We start from the raw sequence: 26,210 nt of genomic DNA, 5'->3' as shown, positions 1-26,210 counted from the left end.
CGCGCTCAGTCAACGACCTGTCCCGCCGCCTCGATCAGCGGCTTCCAGCGCGCGGTCTCGGCACGCCAGAAGGCCTGTGCGCCCTCCGGCGTGGTGCGGTCCCCGGCGGCCGGCATGCTGCCGAGCTCGACCATGCGCCGCGACACGGTCTCATCCCGCAGCACCGCCAGCAGCGCGCGGTTCAGCCGCTCGACGACCGGCCCCGGCGTGCCGGCGCGGGCGAAGAGCATGTTCCAGCCGGACATGCGCATCGCCGGCAGCCCCGCCTCCTCCGTCGTCGGCACGTCCGGCAGCGCGGCGGCGCGCGCCGGCGTGCTGATCGCATAGGCGCGGATCGCACCGGCCCGGATCTGCTCGGCGTTGTTCGTCGTCTGGTCGCAGCCCATGTCGAGCGTGCCGGCCATCAGGTCGTTCATGACAGGCGCATTGCCGCGATAGGGAACCAGCGTCACCGGCGTGCCGATCGCGGAGACCAGCAGCAGGCTGCACAGATGGCTGGTCGAGCCGACGCCGGCATTGCCGAGGTTGAAGCGCCGCCCGTCGCGGCGCACGGCGGCCGCGAACTCCACGAGGTTCGCCGCGGGAAAGTCGCGGCGCGCGATGATCGCCATCGGCACCTCATTCACCATGCCGATCGCCTGCAGCGCCGTCGGGTCGAAGCCGGGATTGCGGTGCAGTGTCGGGATTGTGGCCTGCGCCAGGCTGCCGAACAGGATCGTGTGGCCGTCCGGGCGCGTGGCGGCGACGCGGCCCTGGCCGATCGAACCACCGGCGCCGGAGGCGTTCTCCACCACGACCGTCTGGCCGAGATCGGCGCCGAGGCTGGGCGCGATGAGGCGGGCGATGACATCGGCCGGCCCCCCGGGCGCGAAACCGACGACCATGGTGATGGGGCGCAGCGGGAAGGCGGCCGGCGCCTCCTGCGCGGCCGCGACCCCCGCGCAGCCCATGGCCAGCGCGGCCGCGACCAGGCCGCGGCGAGCATTCCTCAACATCCTTCGTCTCCTGCGTTTCCCGCGAGGGTCAAGGTTTTCGGGGCCGTTGCAAAGGGGTACGGCAGCCCCTCCAACCGGAAACAGGTCCTGCCGCAGATGCCGCGACCGGCTAGACTGGTGCGTGCAGCGAGGGAGGGACGCCCGATGCCGGACACCCAGGACATTGCCTATCCGCGCCTGACCCAGGCCGAGATCGACCAGCGCGTCTTCGACCTCTACGACGAATATTGCCACGGCCGGCTCGACCGCCGCGGCTTCCTCCAGCAGGCGGCGCTGATCGCCGGCGGCCTGGCCATGGCCCAGGCGCTGCTGCCGCGCTACGCGGTGGCGCAGACCATATCCTTCACCGATCCACGGATCCGCGCGCGCTATGTCAATTACGACTCGCCCGGCGGCACCTCCGGCAGCATGCGCGGCTATCTCGTGCAGCCGAGCGGCGCGGGGCCCTTCCCGGCGGTGCTCGTCATCCACGAGAACCGCGGCCTGAACCCCTATATCGAGGATGTGGCGCGGCGCCTCGCGGCGGAGGGCTTCCTGGCGCTCGCCCCCGATGGGCTCTCGCCGGTCGGCGGCTATCCGGGCAATGATGATGACGGCCGCGACCTCCAGGCACGGCTCGACCAGGGCAAGCTGCGCGCCGACATGCTGAACGGCGCGCGCTTCGTGAAGGCCCATGCGCTCTCGACCGGCAGCCTCGGCATCACCGGCTTCTGCTGGGGCGGCAGCACGACCAATGCCCTCGCCTGCGCCCTCGGCACCGAGTTGAAGGCGGCAGTGCCCTTCTATGGCGCAGCACCCGATACCGCCGCGGTCGCTACCATCCGGGCGCCGCTGCTGGTCCACTATGCCGAGCACGATGCGCGCATCAACGCGATGTGGCCGGGCTATGAAGCGGCGCTGAAGGCCAATGGCACGGCCTATGAGACGCACATCTATCCGGGCACCCAGCACGGCTTCCACAACAACTCGACGCCGCGCTACGACGAGGCGGCGGCGAAGCTCGCCTGGGACCGGACGCTCGCTTTCTTCCGTCGCAGCCTCGCCTGACCGGCCCGTCGCTGCTTTCAAACGATCTCTCAGGCCCCGTCGGCTCGCGCCCGATCGATGACCTTGCCGGCCACCGCCCGCGCCAGCTCGGCGCCAACCACGATGTCGCTGCGATAGTGAATGCCAGCCCAGATGCGCGACTCCGCCGCATCCGTCGCGAGCGCCGCCATGGCTTCGGCGTCGCGCGGAAAGAGGTGGCCGAGCATTGTCGCGGCCGCCACGGAGTAGCAGGCATGCGCGGCCGGATAGCTCGGGTGGTTCGGGCTGGGGAAGACGGTCCGCAGCTCCGGATCGAGCTGGAAGGGCCGGATCGTCCAATAGGCGTATTTGGCATCCCAGCAGGCGACGCCAGTGTCATGCAGCGCCGCATAGGTCAGCGCGAAGGCGCGCGCGATGCGCGGTGCATTGGCATCCAGGCGATGCTCAAGCGTCAGCCGCGCGAGTTGCCCGCCCCAGAACTGGTATTGCCGCAAGCCGCCGACCGCATATTCCCAGAAGCCGGCATCCGCATTGCTCTTCGGCGTGCGGCGGTAGTCGCGGAGCTCGGCCAGCTCGGCCCGCCGCTCGGCTGAATCAGGAGCGCTCGGCGGCGGCGGGCGGAACTCGTCCGGGCGCTCCAGCACCCAACCCCGCCAGGTCGCCGCCTGCGGCATGGCAGGGTTGGTGCCGCGCCAGAGGCCGGGTCCGGCGGGGACCGTGCCGGTCCAGGGCTCGGCGGAGCGATCGGCGGCCGCGTGCTCGATCACTTTCGCCGCCACCTGCCGGCCGAGCGCGAGGCCGGCCGCGACATCGCTGGGATAGGCGACGCCGGCCAGCAGGCGGGACGCCGCGGCCTCTTCGGCCAGGGCGCGGAAGGCATCGCTGCGCTGCGGGAAGAGAGTGCCGAGCACCGCGCCCGCGGCGCCGGCGGCGACGGCATGTTCGGCAGGATAGGACGGGCTCGGTGGGTTCGGGATCGCCGTCTGCAGGTCGGGATCCAGCGCGCTTGGCTGCGGCCGGCCATGCGCGTGCTTGCTGTCCCAGGCCGCGATCATCGCGTCATGGATCGCGATGTGCAGCACGCTCAGGTGTCGGTAGGCCAGGTTCGCGGGCGTCCCGTTCCGCACCAGCGCCTCGGTCAGGATCTGGTTCCAGCGGTAGGACGGCGCGCCGGTGTCCCAGTAGCCGATGCGCTCGAGGGCCGCGGCATCGCGCCGCCCGGCCAGCGCCTTCAGTTGCGCGATCTCGTCGCCGGACGCGTCCGCATTCGGCGGCGGCGGCAGGCGGAACGCGCTGCCCGAGGCGATCACCCAGCTCCGCCAGGTGCCGGCGCCGGGCTCGACGGGCCCGCGCGGCGCGATGACCTCGGATGCCGGGGCATCGGCGGCGGGCAGGGTGAGGGCGGCGGTCGCGGGCAGCGCTGCGAGCAGCAGGGGGCGACGGCGCATCGGTGGGCTCCTTCCCAAGGGCGTCTTCCGGGACGGCATGGAAGACGGTCTGCGGGAGTCGCTCTGTCCGGATTGCGACAACCTGTCCTGGACCCGTCAGCGTCATTGCGCGACGATGCGTGCATGCGCGGGCGCTGGCAGGCAGGCACCGGTATCGCTGCGGCTCAGGAGGGGCCGGATGCTGCGCGCGCGCCGCTCGGACGGGAGCGCTGCGTGCGGCAGGCGATGGACGCCGCGAAGGCCGCCTTGGCGCAGGACGCCGCCGCCGCGCCGGACCTCTCCCATCTCGCAGCCGCCGCGGGCGTCTCGCCGCGGAGCCTGCAACGCCACTTCGCCCGCGTGCTGGGCGTCACGCCGCAGGCGGCGGTTCTGCGGCTCCGGCTGGCCGCGGCGCGGGAGGTGCTCACCGCGGGCGAGGCGCGCTCGGTGCTGGACGTGGCGCTGCGCCACGGCTTCGACCATCCCGGCCGCTTCGCCATCGCCTATGCCCGTGCCTTCGGGGAAGCACCCTCGGCGACCCTGCGCGCGGCCCGCCGGGCGGCACCGGCCGCGGCACCCCGCTTCGGCACGCCGATCCTGCTGCGCGCGCTGTTGCCCGCCAACTCCGCGGAGGCAGCACGCGCCCGGCGCCTGACCGATGATCTGACGATCGCGCTTGGGCGCGTGCGGGACCTGGTGCTGGCCAGCCCTGAGCCCGGCCCGGCGCCGGACATGGCGCGCGCGCTCCGGCTGGACGGGCGGGTGGAGGCGGATTGCGTCGTGCTGTCGGTGGTCGATCCGGCGCGCGGCGCGGTGGTCGCGACGATCCGCGAGGCGCTGCCGCAGCGCGCCGCCAGCCTGGCCTGGGCCGACCGCGCCGCACGTGCCGTCGGTGCTGCGGTCGCGGCGGAGCAGATGGAGCGGGCGCGCCGCACACCGCGCCGCCACGCGGATGTCGAGACGCTCGTCCTGCGCGCCCGCCCGGCGATGCTGACGCAGGATCCGGCCCTGACCCGCGTGGCGCTCGACCTGCTGGGGGAAGCCCTGCACCGGGACCCCGCGCATGCGCGCGCCAATGCGCTGGCCGGCTTCGGCTACGCCGTGACCGCCAACCACGGCTTCACGCCGGACCCCGCCGGCCGCCGCGAAGGGGCCATCGAGCATGCGCGCCGCGCCCTGGCGCTCGCCGAGGACGATCCCGAGGTGCTGACCTTGGCGGCCGGCGTGATGTCGCTCGCCGGCGACCTGCGGGAGGCCGGGTTCCTGGTCACGCGCGCGCTGGCCCTCGATCCGGAGCAGCCCGAGGCCTGGCGGCGCCTGGGCGTCATCCAGGTCTTTCGCGGCGAGGCACGGGCGGCGGCTGCGACCTTCCGGCGCCTGTTGCGGGCCTGGCCGGCCGGGAACGAAGGCAACATGGCGATGATCCAGCTCGGGATCGCGGAATTCGTCCTCGGCAATTATCCGCGCGCCGCGCGCGTCCTGGCCCGCGCCTTGGATCAGCAGCCCTTCCGGGCCTGGCCAAACCGCTTCCTGACCGCAGCCGCGATGCATGCCGGCGCAGGCCAGCAGGCAGAGCGTTCCCTGGCGTCGCTCAGGCGTGCCTTTCCGGACCTGACCCTCGGGCTGTGCGAGCGTGCGGACGCGCTGCAGCCGGAGGCGAAGCACCGCCTGCTCGACGGGCTGGCCCGCGCCGGGCTGCCGCGCTGACGCCGCAAGCCATCGGGATCTACCCGAGCGTGAAGGCCTCATGGATCGCAGATTGCACCATGCCGCCCAGCACGGCGCCGCCGCCCGCCACATAGACCCAGTCGCCGATCGCGGTCGCGGCCACCGCATGGCGCGGCGTCGGCATCGGCGCGTGCTTCTGCCAGGTGTCCGTGGCCGGGTCGTAGCTCTCCATCTGGCCGAACACCTTGGCATCGCGCGATACGCCGCGTTCGATGATGCCGCCCTCGCCGCCCATGCAGAAAAAGCGGTCGCGATAGACCACCATGCCATGGCCCGAGCGCGTGGTGGGTAGCGGCGCCCGCACTTCCCAGGTGTCGCGGTCCGGCAGGTACACGTGGTGCAGGTCCGTGTTGTACTGGAAGGTGTTGAAGCGCCCGCCGACGACATGGATCAGGCCATTATGCGCGACGCAGCCGACATGGTCGCGGGCGCCGGGCAACGGGCGGCGGCGCTCCCAGCGGTCGGCCGCGGGGTCATAGACCTCGTGCCAGCCGATGCTGGCGCGTTCGTCGGCGGGATCGGTCGCGCCGCCGATCAGGTGCACCTTGCCGCCCAGCACCACGGCGGCGGAGGCGGCGCGCCCGCGCGGCAGGCGCGCGATCTCGCTCCAGCGATCGCCCGCCACGTCATAGGCGAAGGCGAGGTCGTCGCAGCGCCGGTTCTGCTCGATGAAGCCGCCGAGCGCGTAGACGCGTCCGGCATCGGCCGCGACCGCGACATGGTTGGCGCCGCGCGGCAGCGGCGCCGCGTTGAACCAGCGGTCGGCACCGGGGTCGTAGACCGTGTGGTAGGCCTGATTGAAGCGGCCCTCGCCATAGCCGCCGATCACATGCATGCGCCCGGCCCAGGCCGTCGCCCAGGCCATCTCGCTGCGCGGGATCGGCATGTCGGCCCGCGCCATCCAGCGGCCCAGCGGTCCCGCGGGTGCGGGGCTATCGGTGACGCGCTGCGCTGCCTGCTCCGGCGTGATGTGATGCGCCGCGCCGCCCTGGGTGATGTTCGCATAGGGCTGCGGGGAGGGCTGCATCGGCGGCAAGGCCGGATGCTGGTGCTGATGCGGCTGGGTCTGGGCGATGGCCGGCGCCGCGAGCAAGGCAGTGCTGGCGCCGAGGAGGTGGCGGCGGTTCATCGGACGGGATCCCTGTTGCCCGCGCGCAGCCTATGCGGGGCTGTCGAGGTGCAGCAAGCCGGGCCGTGTTACGGTCCGTTGCAGCTCTGCTCAGCGCGGCGCGAAGACGCGGTCCAGGAAACGGCCGAGGTCGCGGTTCGAACGCGCGCGCACCACGGCGTCCGCGCCGATCATGTAGGGCTCGTCCGTGACGCAGAGCGCCAGGATCGCGCGCCGCAGCAGCGGGCCGGACATCGGCAGCCCGCTACGCAGGTCCTGCACGCCGCCATCCTCCTCCACGCGCAGGCGGCAGCCGTTCAGCAGCCGCCCGATCAGGCGCCGCGGCTGCCCGCCATCCCATTGGTGCAGCGCATCGGCATAGGCGATGACCTCGACCGCGGAGCCGCCGCGGCGTGCTTCCGCGGCGAAGGCCTCGCAGCGCCCGGGGTCGATCAGCGCATCGCCGGTGCCGTAGAGCATCAGGAGCGGCGCGCCGGTGGTGCGGGGATCGGCGAAATCCGCGATGCAGGGGCCATAGAAGGCGGCATGCGCCGCGAAGCGTTCGCCCCCCGGCGCCATCAGCGCCGCGACCCGCGCCGAGAGCGCGTACATCGTCGCCATCGCGCCATAGGAGAAGCCGATCAGCGCGATGCGGTCCGGGTCGATCTCCGGCCGTAGCAGCAGGAAACGGAGGCCGGCATAGGCATCGGCCATCGCCATGCTCTCGGTGATCTCGAGCAGGCGTTCGGTGAAGCCGATGCCGCGCTCCCTGCGCGCTGCGAAGACATCGACGACCAGCGCGGCGGCGCCCATCGCCGCGAACTGGCGGCCATAACTGTGCTCGCGCGCCGTGAGCACACCGCCGGCGCCGTGGAGCATGATGACGGCCGGCACGGAATGCGGCGGCGCATCCCGGCCGATGCCGGACGGCAGGTACAGCGTGCCGATCGCGGTCGCCGGCGCCGCCGCGGACGCGTCGCGCGGCGTGAAGGGGCTGCTGCTCGGGAAAGTGACGGGCGTGCCGCGGATCGTCGTGGTGGCGGCATCGGCGGGCCATGGATCCGCGAGCTGCCAGGCATCGGCCCTGGGCCCGCCGCAGAGCAGGCCGAGCAGGACCAGACTGGCCAGCATCAGGTTGCGCGTCCGCCGCATGCCGTCCCCTTCGAGGCGCATCCACCAAGCCTAGGCGTTGCGGCGCCTATCGTCACACACAGGCGTGCGAGCATCGCCCCTTGCCGCCGGCGCTGTCGCGGTGCTGCGATCCCGTGGGCAAGGGCGGGGAGGACAGCATGGGTCTGCTCGATGGCGACACGGCGCTGGTGACGGGCGCCGCCTCCGGGATCGGGCGCGGCATTGCGCGCGCCCTGGCCGGGGAGGGGGCGCGGCTCCTGCTCAGCGATGTCTCTGGTGATGCGGGGCAGGCGCTGGCGCAGGAGCTCGGCGCGGCATTCATCGCGGCCGACCTCACCGATCCCGCCGCGGCACGCGCGCTTTTCGTGGAGGCGGAGCGGGCGCTCGGCACCGTCTCCATCCTGGTGCACAGCGCCTCGCCCCGCCGGCGGGAGGAGCAGACCATGCTGGCGGTGACCGAAGCGGAATGGGATGCCATGGTCAATGTCGGCCTGCGCGCGGGCTTCGTGCTCGGGCAGGCGGCGGGCGTGCATATGAAGGCGCGGGGCGTGAATGGGCGCATGCTCTTCATCACCTCGCTGCACGCCCATTCGCCGCGCAACCTGCCGCATTACAGCGCGACGAAGGCAGGGCAGACCATGCTGGTGAAGGAGCTTGCCCGGGCGCTCGGGGGCGATGGCATCCGCGTCAACGCCATCGCGCCCGGCGCCATCCCGGGCGGCGGCTTCGCGGCGGATGTCGCGGCGCTCGAGAAGAAGATCCCGCTGGGGCGCGCGGGCACGCCCGAGGATATCGCGGGCATGGCGGTGGCGCTGCTGAGCGATCGCTTCTCACGTTACGTCACGGGCACGACGGTCGCCGTCGATGGCGGCCTCGCGCTCTACAACTGGATTCCCGCGTCCTGACCTCGGAACCGCGGCGGCAGCCGGCGTTCTGAGCATCGCGGCGGCAGCCGGCGTTCTGAGCATCTCAGTTGTGCGTTCAGTTCCTTGCGACCGGCGCGCCATGGGGAAACGGCGGCGGCGGCGGCGCGTTGGCGGGGAACCATGGCCATCGTCTTTCCGGACCGCCGTGAGGCCGGCCGGCACCTCGCCGGCCAGCTCCTCCATCACGCCGGGCGCGACGACGTCGTCGTGCTGGCCCTGCCGCGCGGCGGCGTGCCCGTCGCCTATGAGGTGGCGCGCGCGCTCAAGGCGCCGCTCGACGTCTTCGTCGTGCGCAAGCTCGGCGTCCCCGGCTATGAGGAGCTGGCGATGGGCGCGATCGCGAGCGGCGGCATGCGCGTGCTGAACCAGGACATCCTGGACGAGCTCGCGTTGCCGGCCCATGTCGTCGATGCCGTCGCCGCGCGGGAGGTGCAGGAGCTGGCGCGGCGCGAGCAGCTCTATCGCGACGGCCGACCGGCGCTGCCGGTGAGCGGACGCATCGTCATCCTGATCGATGATGGCCTGGCCACCGGCGCCACTATGCGAGCCGCGATCCGGGCGATCCGGGCGCTGCGGCCGGCGCGCATCCTCGCTGCGGTCCCGGTCGGCAGCCCCGACACCTGCGAGGCGATGCGGGCCGAGGCCGATGAGGTGGCCTGCGCAACGACGCCGCAGCCGCTCCTCGCCGTCGGACGCTGGTATCGGGACTTCTCCCAGACCGAGGATGACGAGGTCCGTGACCTCCTTGCCGGCGCGCGGGAGGCGGCGGATGGCCCGCCGCGTCGGCGCATCACGCCGCTCTCGGGCGGTGCGCAGGATTACGACGAGCTGCTGGAGGCGATCGGGGAGGCGCGCTTCGTCCTCCTCGGCGAAGCCTCGCACGGCACGCATGAATTCTATGAGGAGCGGGCCCGGATCACCCGGCGCCTGATCGAGGAGAAGGGCTTTGCGGCGGTGGCGGTCGAGGCCGACTGGCCGGATGCCTACCGGGTCAATCGCTACGTCCAGGGCGCCGGTGAAGATCTCGACGCCGGGGCGGCGCTCATGGATTTTCGCCGTTTCCCGACCTGGATGTGGCGGAACCAGGTGGTCGTCGACTTCGTCGAATGGCTGCGCCGCCACAACGCTGCGCGCGGCGAGGGCCGGCCCAGGGCTGGCTTCTACGGTCTCGACCTCTACAGCCTGCATGGCGCGATGAAGGCCGTGCTTCAGTACCTTGAAGGGGTCGACCCGGCTGCCGCCGAGGCCGCGCGCCGGCGCTATGCCTGCTTCGACCATTTCGGGCCGGACCCGCAGAGCTACGGCTTCATCGCCGGCGCCGAGGTCGAGCAATCCTGCCGGGATGCGGTGGTGGCGCAGCTCGTGGAGATGCTGAAGCGCCGTCCTGCGGCGGGCCAGGAGCGGGATTCGGGTCTCGCCCAGGACGAGCTCTTCGCCGCCCAGCAGAATGCCCGTCTGGTGAAGAGCGCCGAGGCCTATTACCGCGCCATGTTCCTGGCGCCGGAATCGACCTGGAACCTGCGCGACCGGCACATGGCGGAGAGTTTCGAGGCACTCCTCGCGCATCTCGGCCATCGGGCCGATCCGGCGAAGCTGGTGGTCTGGGCGCACAACTCCCATCTGGGCGATGCCAGGGCGACGGACCGGGCCCAGCGCGGCGAGATCAATCTCGGCCAGCTCATCCGCGAGAAACATGGGCGTGAGGCCTTCCTCATCGGCTTCACGACCCACCACGGCACCGTCACGGCCGCGTCGCACTGGGGCGGCCGGGCGGAGCGCAAGACCGTGCGCCCGGCGCTCGCGCAAAGCCACGAGGCGCTGCTCCACGCGGTCGGTCCCGACCGCTTCCACCTCGATCTGCGCGGTGACGGCGAAGCCTTTCCCCAGCGGCTGCTGGAGCGGGCCATCGGCGTCATCTACCGGCCCGAGACCGAGCGGCTCAGCCATTACTTCCACGCCGACCTCGCCGGGCAGTTCGACGCGGTGCTGCATTTCGACGAAACCCGCGCGGTGGAGCCGCTGGAGCGCACATCGGAATGGGATTCGGGCGAGCTCGCCGAAACCTACCCCTTCGGCCTGTAGGGACAGCGAGCCTGTGCGGAGGCGAAGATGAGCCCAGTCGCGACCATGCCCATGAATGAGCATGACGTGAAGGTCCCGCTGGGCCCGGCCGTGCTCGAAGGCAATCTGTCGCTGCCCGCGGATGCCCGCGGGCTCGTGCTGTTTGCGCATGGCAGCGGCAGCAGCCGGCACAGCCCTCGCAACCGCTATGTCGCCAGGCGGCTGAACGATGCCGGACTCGCCACCCTGCTCGTCGATCTGCTGACGCCGGAGGAGGAGCGGATCGATGAGATCACGGCGCAGTTCCGCTTCAACATCGTCCTCCTCGCCGATCGCCTCGTCCGCACCACCGACTGGCTGCAGGAGCGACAGGACACATCCGGGCTGCAGGACACATCCAGGCTGCGCCTTGGCTATTTCGGCGCCAGTACCGGGGCCGGCGCGGCGCTGGCGGCCGCGGCCGAGCGGAGGCAGGTCCGCGCTGTCGTCTCGCGCGGCGGGCGCCCGGATCTCGCCGGGCCGGCGCTGCCGCGTGTCGAGGCGCCGACATTGCTTATCGTGGGTGGCGCGGACCGGGAGGTGATCGCGCTCAACCGCACCGCGCTGACGGCGCTTCGCTGCGAGAAGGAGATCGCGATCATCTCCGGCGCGACGCATCTCTTCCAGGAGCCTGGCGCGCTGGACGACGTCGCGGATCTCGCCGCGCGCTGGCTTCTGCGCCACCTGGCCGGCGAGGACTGAGACCGGCGCGCGCGACATGCGCTCGCGCTTCATGCTCCCGGCACTTTGTTCTATCGCGTGATTCAGGCTTTGGTCATCACGCTCTACTCGCTGGCGAGAAAGCTGCGCAGCGCGCGCCGGTTCGCTTCCTTCTTCAGCTTCTGCAGCGCCTTGGCCTCGATCTGGCGGATCCGCTCGCGCGTCACGCTGAAGGTCCGCCCAACCTCTTCCAGCGTGTGGTCGCGATCCGTGCCGATGCCGAAGCGCATGCGCAGGATGCGCTCCTCGCGCGGGGACAGGCCGGACAGGACCTGCATCGTGGCGGCCCGCATGTCCGCCTTCGCCGTCGCCTCGAAGGGCTGCACGGCGTTCCGGTCCTCGATCAGGTCGCCAAGCCGCGCATCCTCGTCCTCGCCGATCGGCGTATCGAGGCTGACCGGCTCGTGCGCGAGCCGCCGCACGGCCTGCACCTTGTCGAGCGGCATCCCGAGGCGCGCGGCCAGCTCCTCGGGCGTCGGCTCACGGCCGGTCTGTTGCGCCAGGCTCCGGCTGGCGCGCGCGATCTTCGTCACCGTCTCCGTCATGTGCACGGGGACGCGGATGGTGCGCGCCTGGTCAATGATCGCACGGCTGATGGACTGCCGCACCCACCAGGTCGCATAGGTCGCGAATTTGAAGCCCCTGCGCCAGTCGAACTTCTCGACGGCACGCATCAGGCCGATATTCCCCTCCTGGATCAGGTCGTTCACCATCAGCCCGCGGTTGCGGTAGCGCCGCGCGATATGCACGACGAGACGCAGGTTGGCCCGCGTCAGCGCCTCCTTGGCGCGCTGCATCTCGCGCTCGCCACGCATCATCTCGGCGTGGATGCGCCGGATCCCGGCCGCCGCGAGCCCGACCTGGCGCTCCAGCCCGGCGATATCAGCGCGGATCGCGACGAGGTCCCGCGCCGATGGCTTCGGCAGCCGGCGCACGAGGCGCTCGGCAGCTTCCGCGGCGCCGGTCCAGTGGCGCAGGAAGTCCTCCCGCGCCACGCCCGCCGCCTGCGCGAGGCGGAGCGCGCGCCCATCCAGCGCCGTCAGGCGGCGATGGGCATCGCGGAGGCATCCGGCGAGCGCGTCCAGGCGATCGGGCCGCAGCCGCAGCGTGCCGATCAGGGCCGCGATGCGGCGCCTGTCGTCCGCCCCGGATGGCAGGCCCGCCGCGATGACGGCATCGAAGCCGGCAAGGGCTTCGGACCTGGGCTGCTGCCCGGGTGTGGCGGCCGCCGGCTCGCCCTCCATCTCCTCCTCGCTGTCGGAGGCCGCCGTAGGCGTCTCGAACTCGGTGATTTCGCGCAACGGCAGGCGGCCCTCCGCGATCGCCTCGCGCCAGGCGGTGATCATCGCGAGCGTGGTCGGGCTCTCGCTGATGGCGAGGAGCATGGCCTCGCGCCCTGCCTCGATGCGTTGGGCGAGGACCACTTCCTCCTCGCGCGAGAGCAGGGCGGTGCGGGACACTTCGCGCAGGAAGAGGTGCTCGGGATCCGTGCTCCGGCCGAGTATGGCCGCGCCCAGGTTTCCGCTGCCCGGCGCGACGGGCGGCGGCGCCGCATGCTCCGGCTCCGCGCCTTCCCGCCGCGCCTCCTGCGCGTCCTCGGCCTCTTCCCGGACAAGCGGCTCGGCGCCCGGGGTGCGGGTCAGGATATCCTCGGCCGCCGTCGCCGGGCGCCGGCTCGGCACGCGCTCGAGCACCGCCACGCCCGGCATGTCACCTCTGAAAGAACCATCCATTCTCAATGAACTCCTGCGCGGCCTGCCGCCGCCGCCGTCAGCGCCGGACGCCTGCCACGGCCTCACGGCCTCACGGCCGCGGGCCCGCGAACGAGCACGAAGGGCGGATCTGGCCTGTGGGAAGGCGCGCCGTCGCAGCGCACTGCACTCATATGGGAAGCGCGGGCCGCGCGGACCAGCTTTCCGCGATGACGCGCTCCGACCCGGGCCGAAGCCCCGGCCCGCCTGCGTGCGCCATCTCTGGCGCCGCCGCACCAGCCAATTGGGAAGACGATCCTTGCTCTTCAAGCCTCGCGGAGCGCCGCTCGATCAGTGGGGCTGCACGTCGGACGCCCAGGCCAGGGCCTGCCCGCGTTCCGCCGGTGTGAAGGACCGGACCTCGACCTGCGGAATGAGCGGGTCGACGAGAGTGATCAGGCTGCGCATCCACTGCTTGTCGGTGACCACCGCCTCGCGCGGGAAGCGGTGCCAGTCGCGGAGCTTGCCGAAGCTGTAGCTGAGATCCTTGGCGGCCGCCTCGCCGGTCATGTCATCGAAGCCGGTCGCGTCCACGAAAACGCCGATGCGGTCGTGACGCTTGAGCTTCGCCTCGATCTCACTGGCCATGCGGTCGAAGTCCTCGCCGGTCAGCGTACCGGCCATGCGTGCTGCGAAGACATGGTCGGGCGCGGGCAAGATCTCGATCATGACTTTCCTCCTGCGCGGTTAGTGGAAGGTCATCGGTCAACATCGGCCTCCATGCCCCGGTTGCCGATGCGACAGATCAAGAGATCCGGCATCCCGCGCCGGAGCGGATCGGTTCGTCGCCGGCGCGATTGCGCTGGGACGCCTGCTCGCTAGGCAGAAGGGCCGAGTGACCGTCGTCAGGCGGCGCGGATATCACCGAGGAAGCCGTCGACCCGACCGCGCAGGGTCTCGGCCTGCCGGGCGAGCTCGCCGGAGGCGGTGCGGAGTTGGCCGGCGGTGGCACCGGTATTCTCCGCATCCTCGCGCAGCCCGACCGTGTGGCGGGAGACTTCCTGGGTGCCGCTCGCCGCCTCGGCGACCGCGCGGCCGATCTCCTGCGTCGCGGCCGCCTGCTGCTCGGCCACCGCCGCTACCTGCATGGTGGTCGTGGTCAAGGTCCCGATGGTGCTGGCGATGCTGCTGATCGCCGCCACCGCCAAGTTGGTGTCGGCCTGCATCTGCGCGATCTGGGCGCCGATCTCGGTGGTCGCCTTGGCGGTCTGCGCCGCGAGCTGCTTCACCTCCGACGCCACGACCGCGAAGCCCTTGCCGGCGTCGCCGGCGCGCGCCGCCTCGATCGTCGCGTTGAGCGCGAGCAGGTTGGTCTGGCCGGCGATCTCCCCGATCAGCTTCACCACATCGCCAATGCGCGCCGCACTGCCGGCCAGCGCCCGGACGGTGTCGTCGGTGGCCCGCGCATGCTCGCTGGCGCGCTGCGCGACCTCGGCGCTGGTCTGCACCTGGCGCGCCACCTCGGCGATCGAGGCGGTGAGCTCTTCGGTGGCGGCGGCCACGGTCTGGACATTGCCGCTGGCCTGCTCGGAGGCGGCGGCGACGGAGGTCGCCTTGTCCGTCCCGCGCTCGGCGGCGCTGCCCATCTCCTGGGCGGTGGTGTCGAGCTCGGTGGCGGCAGCGGCGACGGCGCGGAGCACGCCGGCGGTTTCGGCCTCGAAGCCTTGTACCAGTGTGTTGACGCGCTCGGCGCGGGCGGCCTTGGCCTGCTGCTCGGCAGCCTGGGCGGCGGCGAGGCGATCCGCCTCCTGCAACCCGGTGCGGCATTCCTCGATGCCGCGCGCGAGGTCGCCGATCTCGTCGCTCCGTGTGGCATCGGGCAGGGCGAAGGCATAGTCGCGCTTGGCCAACTGGCGCATGACGCCGGCCATGCCGATCACGCGGGAGGTGACGGAGCGGTTCAGCCAGAAGCCGGCGCCACAGCCGAGGCCGAGCCCGAAGAGGGTCACCGCGCCGAGCAGCCAGGCCGATTGCCGCTCCGCGGCGCGGATCTCGCTCAGATCTCGCTCCGCAGTCGCCTCGCTAAGGTCCTGCGCCCGGCCGATGGCATTGCGCAACGCGATGCCGGCGGGATTCAGCGTCGCGGCGAAGAAGCGCGCCGCCTGCTCCGCCCGGCCTGCGCCGTAGAGCGCGCCATACTCGTCGTCCGCGCGGCGATAGGCGGCCCAGGCCGCGGCGATCGCCTCCGCAAGCCCACGCTCTTCCGGGCTGAGAATGAGTGGCTGGTAGGCGACCCATTGCGCCTCGGCGCGCGCCAGCATCTGGGGCGCACGCGGCAAGGCGCGCTGCCGCTCCTGCTCATCCGCCGCCAGCAGGGTCAGGCGCAGCCGCCGATGGGCCTCGATGCTTTCGCTGAAGCGCCCCAGGAACTTCACGCTGGGCAGCGCATGCGTGCCGATGTCATCGGCCAGATTGATGATGCGCCGCGTCTCCATCATCGAGATCCCGCCGACCGCGGCCAGGGTGAGGAGAAGCGCGGCGAAGGTTGCCCAGAGACGACCCTTGACCGACCAGCCAGCACGGAGAGCCATGGAACCCACCTTCGATGAATGCTTCAGCGATGCATGCGTCAGGCTTAGCGAGCCGCCCTTGCTAAGATGTGAATCCCGTAGTTAAGTGAAAGGTTCTCACTCTGCGACGCAATCGCATGTCGCGCATGCTGCGCTGCACAGGTGGTCGCCGGCATCGGCGTTCACCGCGACGCCCGGCCGATGCCGGCGCGGCATCCCGGCGGTTCAGGAGTTTTTTACGCAGCGGCGGCTTTATGGCGGCGGCGCTACGCGCGTGATGCGCGGTGCCGGAGGCCCCCATGCGCGCAGAATCCCAAGGCTGGAAAGCAATGGCTTCGTCTCTGCCGTCGCCCCAGGCCGTGCAGAGCCGGCACCGCCTCGCCAGGCGTTCCGTCCTGGCGGGGATCCTGCTGGGCTTCGCGGCGCTGCGCCCGGTCCGTGCTGCGGCCCCCATCCGCGTCGGCGGCACCGGCAGCGCCCTCGGCGCCCTGCACCTGCTCGCCACCGCCTTTCGCGACATCGCGCCGGGTATCGAGATCAGCGTGCTGCCGAGCCTCGGCACGAGCGGTGGCCTCCGCGCCCTGCAGGCGAGTGTCATCGACCTGGCCGTCACCGCCCGGACCCTGACGGCGGGCGAACGCGCAGCGGGGCTGCAGGAACGGGAATACGCGCGCACGCCGCTCGTCTTCGCAACCGGTTCCGATATCGGCCGCCGCGACCTGTCCTGCGACGATGTGGCGCAGATCTATGCCGGCGAGATGACGGAATGGCCGGATGGAACGCCGGTCCGCCTGATCCGCCGGCCGCCGACGGAGGCGGACTGGGCAGCCCTCGGCGGCCTCTCGCCGGCGATGGCGCGGGCGATCGACCTTGCGATGCGCCGGCCTGGCCTGATCACCGCCGCGAGCGACCAGGACAATGCCGACGCGATCGAAACCGTGCGCGGCTCCTTCGGGCTTCTGGCACTCGGCCAGATGCTGTCGGAGCGGCGCAGGCTGGTGCCCTTCGCCCTTGATGGCATCGGCCCGGACGCGGCGCTCGCCGAGTTGGAGCGTTGGCGCCTGGTGCGCAGCCTGCACATCGTCACCAGCAGCCGGACCCCGGCCGAGGCGCGGGCCTTCGCGGACTTCGTGTCGGGTCCGGCCGCCGGCGCCGTGCTCGCCGGCTGTGGCCATGTACCGACGGGTGAGGCCCGGGGATGACCGGCGACCGCCCAGGCATGCCGGGCCCCAGGCTCGTTCGCTTCGTCACGGGCCTGGCGGCGGCGATTTCCATCGCGATCGCGCTGACCCTGCCCGCCGTCCACTTCTGGAGCGCCTGGCACCGCGAATTCGCGACGGTGAATGCCGAGGCGACCCTCGCGGCGGCGGAGGTCTCCGCGCTCGCCAGCCGGACGCCCGGTCTCTGGGAATACCAGGAGCACCGGCTGCAGGGCCTGCTGTCGATCGGCGCCGAGAAGGGCCGCCGGCGCGTCCTGACCATGGATGGCGTCGTCGTCACAGAGCTCGTCCTGCAGCGGCGGCAGCCCGGTCCGGAGATCACCGCCAGCGCCCCGGTGCTCGATGCCGGGCGGCAGGTCGGCCGTGTCGAGGTCACGCATCCGCTCCGGGAGACCCTGCTGGAGACGGCGCAGGTCGGCGCTCTCGCTCTCCTCCTCGCGGTCGTCGCCTTCGTCGGCCTGCGGCTGCTGCCGCTCAGGCTGCTGCAGCGGTCCCTGTCCCGCGCCGCGCATCTCGCCACCCATGACGCGCTGACCGGGCTGCCCAACCGGCTGCTGTTCCGCGACCGGCTGGGCCAGGCGCTCTCGCGCGCAAGGCGCGAGGGTGGCGCCGTCGCCGTGCTCTATCTCGACCTCGATCAGTTCAAGGAAATCAACGATAGCCTCGGCCATGCAGCGGGCGACCGCCTGCTGCAGGTCGTGGCGGCGCGCCTCGCCGCGACGGTCCGCGAGACGGACACGCTGGCGCGGCTCGGCGGCGACGAGTTCGCGATCATCCAGAGCGGCACCCGGCAACCCGGCGATGCGGAAGCCCTCGCGCAGCGGCTGATCGAGGAGCTCTCCATCCCCTACGACCTCGATGGCCATCAGGCCGTCATCGGCGCAAGCGTCGGCATCGCGATGCGCGGGGGCGACGCCACCGCTTCCGATGTGAACGCTCTGCAGCAGGAAGCCGACGTCGCGCTCTACCGCTCCAAGGGCGAGGGCCGCGGCACCTACCGCTTCTTCGAGGCGGCGATGCACGCGCGGCTCCGCGAGAGGAAGGCGATGCAGGCCGACCTGCGCGCGGCGCTCAGGACGGGGGCGTTCACGCTGCAGTACCAGCCGCAATTCTCCCTGGCCGGGGACTGTGTCGTCGGTGCGGAGGCGCTGATACGGTGGCACCACGCGGTGCGCGGCATCATCCTGCCGGAGGCGTTCATCCCGCTTACCGAGGAGACCGGGCTCATCATCCCGATCGGGGACTGGGTGCTGCGCGAAGCCTGCCGGCAGGCTGCGACGTGGCCGCCGGGATTGCGGGTCGCGGTGAATGTCTCTCCCGTCCAGTTCCGTGAGGCGGCTTTCGTGGAACGCGTGCAGCAGGCCTTGCTGGCGTCCGGGCTCGAGCCGGGGCGCCTGGAGCTGGAGGTGACCGAAGGCATCCTGTTGACCGACACGGATGAGACGCTCGTCACCCTCGGCAGGCTGCGGACGCTCGGCGTCTCGCTGGCGATGGACGATTTCGGCACCGGCTATTCGAGCCTCGGCTATCTCCTGAAGTTCCGCTTCGACAAGATCAAGATCGACAGGTCCTTCGTGCATGAGCTGGCGAAGGGCGGCGATGCGGCGGCGATCGTCAGCGCGGTGGTCGCGCTCTGCCATTCGCTCGGCATCCGCTCCAATGCCGAAGGCGTGGAGGACGCCCTTGAGGAGGCGCTGCTGCGCGAGCAAGGCTGCGAGGAGATCCAGGGCTATCACATCGGCAGGCCGATGCCGGCCGACCAGATCGATGCCTTCTTCGCACGGAGGGCTGCGGTGGAGACGCGGTCGTGACCGCGCGCCGATCCGGGCCCGGTTGACGCGCCGCCAACGGTTCCCGGGGCGCCGGCACGGCGGTAAGACGCCGTTGCCGAATTCCGTCTAGTCTGTGGAAACCTTCCACCGCCGCGCCCCATCGGAAACCCGGGTGACGACACGCATGCCTGCCGCGAAGCCCGATCCCGCGCGCCGCGTTGCTCAGGCCTGGAAGGGCTTGCTGGGGCGGGTGGGCCGGCTGACGGCCATCTGCCTGGTAGCTGCCGGCATCTTCGGCGCGATGGCGGCGGATGATCTGCTCGGCAGCCGCCAGCGAAGCTGGCAGCAGGCATCGGACCAGGCACGGCAGCTCAGCCAGCTGATCGGCCAGGAGGTCGGCGAGACCGTCGGGCAGCTCGATGCCACGCTGCAGCTCGCCGCGGAACGACGGGCCTCGGCCGAGATCGCGGCCATGCCGCCGGCCCTGCGGCGCGCTTTCCTCTTCGACCGCGCCGTCGCCCAGGCGCATGTCAGGCTGATTTTCCTCGTCGACGCCGAAGGACGCATCGCGCTCGCGTCGCGCGCGGATGCAGGCCTGCCGCCGGACCAGGCGGCGATGGATTACGTCCGCGTGCACCGCGACCGGAGCTGGGGCGGTCTCTACATCAGCGCCCCGTTCCCAGGCCCCGATGGCCAGCCGGTCGTGGCGCTCAGCCGGCACCTGGCGCAGGCGGATGACAGCTTCGCGGGCGCGGTCGTCGCCCTGCTCGATCTCGGCCGCATCCAGCGGCGGCTCGAAGTCCATCTGCAGGGCGTGGAAGGCGGCTTCACCCTGGGCCTGCATCGCCAGGACGGCCTCCGCCTGCTCAGCGTCGCCTCCGGCGCCATCACCCGCCAGCATGACGAGGCCATGGCCGAGATCATCGCCGAGGCGGCCTGGAAGCCGAATGACGCCTTCGCCCTGCGCGCGCCGGCGGAAGACCATCTGCTGGGTGCCTTCGCCTGGGTGGGCGCGCAGCCGCTGCTGGTCAGCGTGACGCGCGAGTCGGCTGATATCGAGGCCGAGTGGCGCGCCCATGCCATCACCACGGGCCTGACGATGCTCGGCCTGCTCGCCGCACTCCTCACGCCCATCCTGCTGCTGCAGCGCGAGGTGGCCCGGCGCCGCACGGCGGAGCTGGAGGCGCGGCGCAACAGCGACGAATTCCGGATGCTGGCCGAGAACAGCGGCGACATGGTCTCGCGCATCGGCCCCGACCGGACGCGGCGCTACATCTCCCCCGCCTGCCGCCGGATCCTGGGGCAGGAGCCCTCCGCGTTGATCGGCAATGCACCGCGCGACGTCACGCATCCGGATGACCGGCAGCAGATGATCGAGACACTACGCCCGGTCTATGATGGGGCGCTGGAGGAAGCGACTTCCGTCTATCGCATCCGCCACAGCGATGGCCGCTGGATCTGGCTCGAAGCCATGGTGCGGTCGGTGCGCGATCCCGCGACGGGGCTGCCGGATGGCGTCGTCGCCATTGCGCGCGACATCACCGAGCGCAAGCGGCTGGAGGCGGAGCTCGCGCGGGTCGCTACCGAGGATCCGCTGACCGGCCTCGCCAATCGCCGCGCCTTCGATGCGGGTTTTGAGCGCGAGCTGCATCGCTGCGCCGGGCGCGGGCTGCCGGTCGCGATCCTCCTGATCGATGTCGATCACTTCAAGCCGTACAATGATGAATACGGGCATCCCGAGGGCGATGCCTGCCTCCGCCGCGTCGCGTCCGCGATCGCCGCCTCCGCCATCCATCCGCTGGACCTGGCGGCCCGCTATGGCGGGGAGGAGTTCATCCTGCTGCTGCCCGGCCTGTTGCTGCGCGACGCCGCGCGGCGGGCGGAGACGGTCCGCGCCGCGGTGGAGGCGCTGGCCATTCCCCATCGCGGCGCCGGCCCTGGCCACGCGGTGGTGACGGTGAGCATCGGCCTGGCCGCGGCGGTGCCGCAGGCCGATGCGGTGGCGGCGGTCCGGGAAGCCTTGATCCAGCAGGCCGACCACAGCCTCTACGATGCCAAGCGGATGGGCCGCAACCGCATCGCCGCAACCGGCGCCGAGGATGCCATCACCTGGCGCTGAGTCGGGTGGCTCAGGCCAGCTCCATGTTCCAGAAGACCAGGGCCAGGTCGACGACCACGCCCCGCACGGGGTCGCGATGGCCGGTCACGCAGGCAGCGCCTCCTCCTTGCGGATTCCGGAAGCGCCGCCCTTCGAAGGCAGAGGTCGTAGGGCGCCCACCCGCATCGGGGCGCCATTCTACGGAGGTGGCGGCGATCCCGCTTTCGGCGGGGCGTTGATCGCGCCTTCTCCCAGGTAGTCCAACAGGGTCGCGCTGGCGGTCATCATGTGGGCGCGCATCAGGCGGGCAACCTCTTCGCCGTCCCCACGCAGTATCTGCTGCATCAGGAACTCATGCTCCTCGTATGAGCGCGCGAGCCGCTGCCTGCCCCGGAACTGCGCCCGGCGGAAGGGCGCGATCCGCAACCGAAGCGCGGCGGCATGGTCGGCGAGGAAGGCATTGTGGGTTCCACGATACAGTGCGGAGTGGAAGTCCCGGTTGAGCGCGTCGTAGCTGTCGACATCGCCTCGCTCGACAGCCTCGAGCGATCGGAGGTGCAGGGCTTGCAGCGCAAGCCGCTCCACGGCGGTCATGCGGTAGGTCGCGAGCCTGGCGCACATCGCCTCGGTCTCGGCCATGACCTCGAACATCTCACCGAGACGGTCCGCGGTAAGGGTCGCGACCCGCACGCCGCGACGCGGCTCTATGTCGACCAGGCCAACCGCGGCCAGGTCGCGCAGCGCTTCCCGAACCGGCGTCCGCGAGACACCGAAGCGCTCGGCGACGCGCAGCTCGTCGATTTCGGCGCCTGGCGCCAGTTCGCCGGAGGTGATCTCGTCGGCGAGCCTGACACGGATGGATTCGGAAAGGGTCGGTGACGCTGCCGTCGCCGCCGAGGCCAGCATCACCAGCTTGCCCTCTTCTTCGTTGTGGCGCCTTGGCGGCACGGCGTTTCCTTCTCTTCTGCGGCGACCCAGGACTGTGCCTCGCCGGCCCAGTTGCGCGGCGGGAGGCAGGGGCGGGCCATCCTATCAGCAGCGCGGTCGCGCGAGACAGCGACCGGCGACGCCTGCAGCGCAGGCTCTCCCGAGCACCGGCATCGCACGCCGCCGGAGCGTGGATCGCGGAAACGTCAGGCTGAGATACTTGCTATTATACATTCCAGACTCATACAAGCTTTTCAGAATAATAAACGGCCGGAAACTGACGGTTTCGCATAACGCGTGACCTTATAGGGAGAGTGGCGTGCCCCCCAATACCCGCCTTCAGACCGTCGCCACCGCGCTGCCGGAAGCTCGCTCCTGGCTGGAGCGGTTGTGGTCCAGCATCGCCGACCGGGGGAGGGCCTATGCGCAGGTGCCGGAGGCCTCGGCACCGCCGCTCGATCGCGCCATGCGCCTCGCCGAAGCCTTGCTCTCCGAGCGTGGCGAAGCCTCCGGCGCGGCGGTGGCGCGAGAGCTGCACGCGTCGCTGCGCGGCCTCGATCCCGATGACCGGACAGCGTTCTATCGCTTCCTGGCCGACCGGTTCGGGCCTGCGGAGCGGGCACTGCGCAGCGCCGCGGAAGCGTATCTCGCAGAGCCCACGCCCGAGCATGCCATGCAGCTCGCTTCGGCGGCCGAACCGCCTCGCCAGGAGCTGTTTCGGCGCATGAACATGGCGCCCGGCGGCACCGCCGCCCTGGTCGCCATGCGCAAAGAGCTTCTCGGCATGCTCAGGCAATCGACCGAGTTGCAGCCGCTCGACGCGGATCTGCGCCATCTCCTGGGCTCCTGGTTCAACCGTGGCTTCCTCGATCTGCGGCGTATCGACTGGCAGACGCCCGCCGCGGCGCTCGAGAAACTGATCGCCTATGAGGCGGTGCACGAAATCCAGGGATGGGACGATCTGCGCCGCAGGCTCGCCGCCGATCGCCGCTGCTTCGGCTTCTTCCACCCGGCACTGCCCGGAGAACCCTTGATCTTCGTGGAGGTGGCGCTGGTGCAGGGGCTGGCATCCGCGGTGCAGCCCTTGCTGTCGCGCGATGACCCCGCGGGCGACCCGTCACAGGCCGACACCGCCATCTTCTACTCGATCTCCAATTGCCAGGACGGACTGCGAGGCATCTCCTTCGGCAACTTCCTCATCAAGCAGGTCGTCGAGGAACTGAAGCTGGAGCTGCCGCAGCTCGTCCGGTTCTCGACATTGTCGCCGGTTCCGGGCTTCCGGCGCTGGCTCGAACGGCGCCTTGCCGCCTCGGGTGGGGACGCGGCCAACCCGGCATTCCCCGAGGAAGAGGCCGCGCAGCTGATCGCGACGGCGGGGGATGAGAAGGCCGGAGCAGTCGAGGCGTTCCGCGCCATCACCGAAGGCGCGGATTGGTGGCGCGACACGGCGCGCGCCGAGCTGCTCAAGGCTCCCCTCCTGCGGCTCTGCGCCGAATATCTGACGCGGCCGAACAAGGGCATCGGCGCCATCGATCCGGTCGCCCGTTTCCACCTGGGCAATGGCGCGCGGCTGGAACGCGTGAACTGGCTGGGTGACGTGTCATCCCGAGGTCTCAGGGAGTCCTTTGGCGTCATGGTGAACTACCTCTACGACCCCGACGCCATCGAGGCGAACCACGAGGCCTTCGTGCATAGCGGCCTGGTCGCACGCTCGCCGCAGGTGGATGCGCTGCTGTCGCTGCCCGCGCCGGTGCCGACATCGCCGTCACCGAAGCGCCGCCTTGCCCGCATCCGGGGCGGCTGAACGCTAGAGCATGATGCGTTCGCTTGCGCTCACGCATCATGCTCTAGCCCTTTGTTTGATCGCGTGATTCAGACTTTTCGGCGATTCCGCCTCAAGTCATCACGCTCGCCTACGGCTTCATCGACTTGTTCACAGGGAGAAAGCGGATGACGCAACCGAAAGGTGCGCTGACGGGCGTGCGCGTGCTCGATCTCACCCGCGTGCTGGCAGGGCCGACCTGCACGCAGATGCTCGGTGACCTCGGTGCCGAGGTGATCAAGATCGAGCGGCCGGACGCCGGCGATGACACCCGGGCTTTCGCGCCGCCCTTCTGGCCCAGGACCAGGGAGAGCGCCTACTTCCTGGGCGCCAACCGCAACAAGAAGTCGGTCACCCTGGACATCGCGAAGCCCGAGGGCCAGGCGATCATCCATCGGCTGCTGGACGGTGGCTGCGACATCCTGGTCGAGAATTTCAAGGTCGGCGCTCTGGCCAAATACGGCCTCGCCTGGGAGCAGCTCCGGCAGAAATACCCGCGGCTGATCTACTGCTCCATCACCGGCTTCGGGCAGACCGGCCCCTACGCGCCGCGCCCGGGCTACGACGCGCTGGTCCAGGCCATGGGCGGCATCATGTCCCTGACCGGAGAGTCGGATGGCCCGCCGCAGAAGGTCGGCGTGCCCATCGCCGACCTCTTCGCGGGCCTCTATGGCTGCATCGGCGTGCTGGCGGCACTGAACCACCGCAACGCCACCGGCGAAGTCCAGCGCATCGACATCGGCATGCTGGATGCCCATGTCGCCTGGCTCGGGAACCAGGCGATGAACTATCTGGCGACCGGCGAGGACCCGCAGCGCCTGGGCAATCAGCACCCCAACATTGCCCCCTATCAGGAATTCCCCACGAAGGATGGCTACATCATCCTGGCGATCGGGAACGACCCCACTTTCGAGCGCTTCTGCAGGAGCTTCGGCCAGGAGGCGCTGCTCTCGGACGAGCGCTTCGCCACCAATGCGCGGCGTGTCGAGAACCGGCAGCTCGTGACCGACACGTTGACGCCGGTGATGCGCTCGCTGACGACCGCGGAGTGGATCGAGCAGCTGGAGGCGCTGAAGATCGGTTGCGGCCCGATCAACACGCTGGATCAGGTCTTCGCCGACGCACAGATCAAAGCGCGCAACTGCGTGGTGCAGATGCGGCACGCCAGCGGCGAGATCATCCAGGTGATCGCCAATCCCGTGCGGCTTTCAGGAACGCCGCCGCAGTACCGCCTGCCGCCACCCGCCCTTGGCGAACACACCCATATCGTTCTGCGCGAGACGATCGGGATGACGGATGCGGAGCTCGCCGCCTTGCGCATCAAAGAGATCATCTGATGCGGCGCGCGGGCCCGTCCTCGCTGCCCTCGACTTGATGGCGGCGGGCGAGCGGCACGCAGCTCACTCAGGCAAAGCCTGTGGCGCCGGCCGGCAGGCACGGCCCGCAACGCCAACGCACGTCAGGAGGAAACGCCAATGAAGCCCACCTCGCGCCCATATCGCTCTGTCGCTTCGAGGCATTGAGCCATGTCGCCGCAGATCGCAGCCATCCTGGGCCTCGTGCTCATGTTCGTCGTCGCGACGGCGCTGCCCATCAACATGGGGGCGGTGGCCTTCGCCCTCGCCTTCCTCATCGGCACGGTCTTCCTCGGCATGGGTGCCGAGCAGATCATCGCCGGATTTCCGGGTGACCTCTTCATCACCCTCGTCGGAATCACCTACCTCTTCGCCATCGCCCAGAAGAACGGCACGATCGACCTCCTGGTTCATCACGCGGTTCGCGCGGTGCGCGGGCACATCGCCGCGATCCCCTGGGTGATGTTCGCCATGGCCGCTTTGCTGACCGCGGTCGGCGCGGTCAGCCCCGCGGCGGTGGCCATCCTCGCGCCGGTCGCACTCCAGTTCGCCCGCCAGTACCGGATCAGCCCGCTGATGATCGGCCTGCTGGTCATCCACGGGGCGCAGGGTGGCGGCTTTTCCCCGATCAGCATCTACGGCGGCATCACGAACCAGATCGTCGCGCGCTCCGGCTTGCCGGGTGACGAGACCGCGCTGTTCCTTGCCAGCCTCGGCTTCAACCTCCTCATCGCCATCGGTGTGTTCTTCGCCTTCGGCGGCGTGGAGCTGCTGCGACGCCGCCCCGAGATCGCACCGGCTTCGCCCGAGGCGGAGATGAGCACCCCTGAGGTTGCCAGGCGGCTGCAGATCGAGGGACATGGCACGAGCCCGGCTGCGCAGCTCGCGAGCCGGGCACCAAGGACCACCGCGTCGGAATACCGCGTCACACTGACGCAGATGGTGACGCTTTGCGGCCTGGCTGCCCTGGCCATCGGGGCGCTTGCCTTCAGTCTCAATGTCGGCCTGGTTGCCATGGTGGTCGCGGTACTGCTGGCCCTCATCTCACCCCAGGAGCAGAAGAGCGCCGTCGACAAGATCAGCTGGTCGACGGTGCTCCTGGTCGGTGGCGTCATCACCTACATCGCCGTGCTGCAGCGCTCGGGAGCGATCGATGCGCTCGGACAGGGGGTTTCCGGTATCGGCGCGCCGCTGCTGGCGGCATTGCTGCTCTGCTACATCGGCGGTGTGGTTTCGGCCTTTGCGTCCTCGGTCGCCGTCCTCGGCGCGACGATCCCTCTCGCCGTACCCTTCCTGCAGCAGGGCCAGATAGGGACCGCGGGGATGATCGCGGCCCTCGCCATCGCCTCCACCATTGTCGATGTCAGCCCGTTCTCCACCAACGGAGCGCTGGTGGTGGCCAATGCGCCGGAGGAGCAGCGCGACAGCATCTACAAGCGGTTCCTTCTCTACAGCATCCTGATCGTCGTGGCCGGGCCCGCGCTGGCATGGCTGCTTCTTGTCGTGCCGGGCTGGCTCTGAGCTGAGCGCTCTCCATCGTGTCACCGGACTCCTGCGCGGCGATGTCAGGCGTGAGTGCCATCCCAACGGTCGC

General features: G+C 70.8%; 19 protein-coding genes. 11 read left to right on the top strand and 8 right to left on the bottom strand.

The genetic code is table 11. The features are described from left to right. Window positions 1–5: 5 nt before the first annotated feature. Window positions 6–995, bottom strand: coding sequence for a tripartite tricarboxylate transporter substrate-binding protein (locus GXW71_RS14155; protein WP_211853170.1), 990 nt, complete (start codon window positions 993–995; stop codon window positions 6–8). Between the two features lie 144 nt (window positions 996–1,139). On the opposite strand from GXW71_RS14155, the gene GXW71_RS14150 reads away from it, so the two are divergent. After that, complete coding sequence (locus tag GXW71_RS14150) at window positions 1,140–2,042, top strand: dienelactone hydrolase family protein (protein ID WP_211853169.1); 903 nt, start codon at window positions 1,140–1,142, stop codon at window positions 2,040–2,042. Between the two features lie 29 nt (window positions 2,043–2,071). Here GXW71_RS14150 and GXW71_RS14145 read toward each other — a convergent pair whose 3' ends face one another. Further along, window positions 2,072–3,469, bottom strand: a complete 1,398-nt coding sequence (locus GXW71_RS14145; protein WP_211853168.1) for a vanadium-dependent haloperoxidase — start codon at window positions 3,467–3,469, stop codon at window positions 2,072–2,074. Window positions 3,470–3,592: 123 nt separating this feature from the next. Here GXW71_RS14145 and GXW71_RS35185 point away from each other — a divergent pair, with 123 nt between their 5' ends. Continuing rightward, on the top strand, window positions 3,593–5,155 hold the full coding sequence (locus GXW71_RS35185) for a helix-turn-helix domain-containing protein (RefSeq protein WP_211853167.1): 1,563 nt from the start codon (window positions 3,593–3,595) through the stop codon (window positions 5,153–5,155). A gap of 19 nt (window positions 5,156–5,174) precedes the next feature. Here GXW71_RS35185 and GXW71_RS14135 read toward each other — a convergent pair whose 3' ends face one another. Both GXW71_RS14135 and GXW71_RS14130 read right to left on the bottom strand, forming a co-directional pair. Then, entirely contained in the window at window positions 5,175–6,305 is a 1,131-nt protein-coding gene (locus tag GXW71_RS14135) for a Kelch repeat-containing protein (protein ID WP_211853166.1), read from the bottom strand. Between the two features lie 90 nt (window positions 6,306–6,395). Beyond that, a complete protein-coding gene (locus GXW71_RS14130) occupies window positions 6,396–7,457 on the bottom strand; it encodes a dienelactone hydrolase family protein (protein WP_246526561.1) in 1,062 nt (353 codons plus the stop codon). 116 nt (window positions 7,458–7,573) lie between these two features. Here GXW71_RS14130 and GXW71_RS14125 point away from each other — a divergent pair, with 116 nt between their 5' ends. The 3 genes from GXW71_RS14125 to GXW71_RS14115 all read left to right on the top strand — a co-directional run bounded on the left by GXW71_RS14125 (window position 7,574) and on the right by GXW71_RS14115 (window position 11,143). Next, window positions 7,574–8,320, top strand: a complete 747-nt coding sequence (locus GXW71_RS14125; protein WP_211853165.1) for an SDR family NAD(P)-dependent oxidoreductase — start codon at window positions 7,574–7,576, stop codon at window positions 8,318–8,320. A gap of 141 nt (window positions 8,321–8,461) precedes the next feature. Beyond that, the gene (locus GXW71_RS14120; RefSeq protein WP_211853164.1) at window positions 8,462–10,423 is read left to right on the top strand and encodes an erythromycin esterase family protein; all 1,962 of its coding nucleotides are present in this window, start codon (window positions 8,462–8,464) and stop codon (window positions 10,421–10,423) included. Window positions 10,424–10,450: 27 nt separating this feature from the next. Next, window positions 10,451–11,143 (top strand): dienelactone hydrolase family protein, encoded by a 693-nt coding sequence (locus GXW71_RS14115; protein WP_246526560.1) that lies wholly within the window; start codon window positions 10,451–10,453, stop codon window positions 11,141–11,143. Between the two features lie 83 nt (window positions 11,144–11,226). Here GXW71_RS14115 and GXW71_RS14110 read toward each other — a convergent pair whose 3' ends face one another. The 3 genes from GXW71_RS14110 to GXW71_RS14100 form a co-directional block, all read right to left on the bottom strand. After that, window positions 11,227–12,894: a sigma-70 family RNA polymerase sigma factor gene (locus GXW71_RS14110; protein WP_211853163.1), complete on the bottom strand. Its 1,668-nt coding sequence runs from the start codon at window positions 12,892–12,894 to the stop codon at window positions 11,227–11,229. Window positions 12,895–13,203: 309 nt separating this feature from the next. After that, window positions 13,204–13,581 carry a SpoIIAA family protein gene (locus GXW71_RS14105; RefSeq protein WP_211853162.1) on the bottom strand — a complete coding sequence of 126 codons (378 nt, stop codon included), beginning with the start codon at window positions 13,579–13,581 and terminating at the stop codon, window positions 13,204–13,206. Window positions 13,582–13,757: 176 nt separating this feature from the next. Next, window positions 13,758–15,443, bottom strand: coding sequence for a methyl-accepting chemotaxis protein (locus GXW71_RS14100; RefSeq protein WP_211853161.1), 1,686 nt, complete (start codon window positions 15,441–15,443; stop codon window positions 13,758–13,760). Window positions 15,444–15,751: 308 nt separating this feature from the next. Here GXW71_RS14100 and GXW71_RS14095 point away from each other — a divergent pair, with 308 nt between their 5' ends. The 3 genes from GXW71_RS14095 to GXW71_RS35455 all read left to right on the top strand — a co-directional run bounded on the left by GXW71_RS14095 (window position 15,752) and on the right by GXW71_RS35455 (window position 20,533). Further along, a complete protein-coding gene (locus GXW71_RS14095) occupies window positions 15,752–16,624 on the top strand; it encodes a substrate-binding domain-containing protein (protein WP_211853160.1) in 873 nt (290 codons plus the stop codon). Further along, complete coding sequence (locus GXW71_RS14090) at window positions 16,621–18,453, top strand: putative bifunctional diguanylate cyclase/phosphodiesterase (protein ID WP_211853159.1); 1,833 nt, start codon at window positions 16,621–16,623, stop codon at window positions 18,451–18,453. Before GXW71_RS14095 ends, GXW71_RS14090 begins: the two co-directional genes overlap by 4 nt. Window positions 18,454–18,586: 133 nt before the next feature. Next, window positions 18,587–20,533: a diguanylate cyclase gene (locus GXW71_RS35455; RefSeq protein WP_211853158.1), complete on the top strand. Its 1,947-nt coding sequence runs from the start codon at window positions 18,587–18,589 to the stop codon at window positions 20,531–20,533. Between the two features lie 177 nt (window positions 20,534–20,710). Here GXW71_RS35455 and GXW71_RS14080 read toward each other — a convergent pair whose 3' ends face one another. After that, entirely contained in the window at window positions 20,711–21,418 is a 708-nt protein-coding gene (locus GXW71_RS14080; protein ID WP_211853157.1) for a GntR family transcriptional regulator, read from the bottom strand. 340 nt (window positions 21,419–21,758) lie between these two features. Here GXW71_RS14080 and GXW71_RS14075 point away from each other — a divergent pair, with 340 nt between their 5' ends. From GXW71_RS14075 to GXW71_RS14065, 3 genes are all read left to right on the top strand, one after another. Beyond that, window positions 21,759–23,243: a malonyl-CoA decarboxylase gene (locus GXW71_RS14075; RefSeq protein WP_367617305.1), complete on the top strand. Its 1,485-nt coding sequence runs from the start codon at window positions 21,759–21,761 to the stop codon at window positions 23,241–23,243. A gap of 146 nt (window positions 23,244–23,389) precedes the next feature. Further along, window positions 23,390–24,598 (top strand): CaiB/BaiF CoA transferase family protein, encoded by a 1,209-nt coding sequence (locus tag GXW71_RS14070; RefSeq protein WP_211853156.1) that lies wholly within the window; start codon window positions 23,390–23,392, stop codon window positions 24,596–24,598. Window positions 24,599–24,787: 189 nt separating this feature from the next. Beyond that, the gene (locus GXW71_RS14065; RefSeq protein WP_211853155.1) at window positions 24,788–26,137 is read left to right on the top strand and encodes an SLC13 family permease; all 1,350 of its coding nucleotides are present in this window, start codon (window positions 24,788–24,790) and stop codon (window positions 26,135–26,137) included. The last annotated feature ends 73 nt before the right edge of the window (window positions 26,138–26,210 follow it).

Origin of the sequence: Plastoroseomonas hellenica, from assembly GCF_018129085.1 — a bacterium.
Lineage (GTDB): Bacteria > Pseudomonadota > Alphaproteobacteria > Acetobacterales > Acetobacteraceae > Plastoroseomonas > Plastoroseomonas hellenica.
Note: the sequence above shows the minus strand (reverse complement) of the source record. Positions and strands in the feature narration are given on the sequence as shown.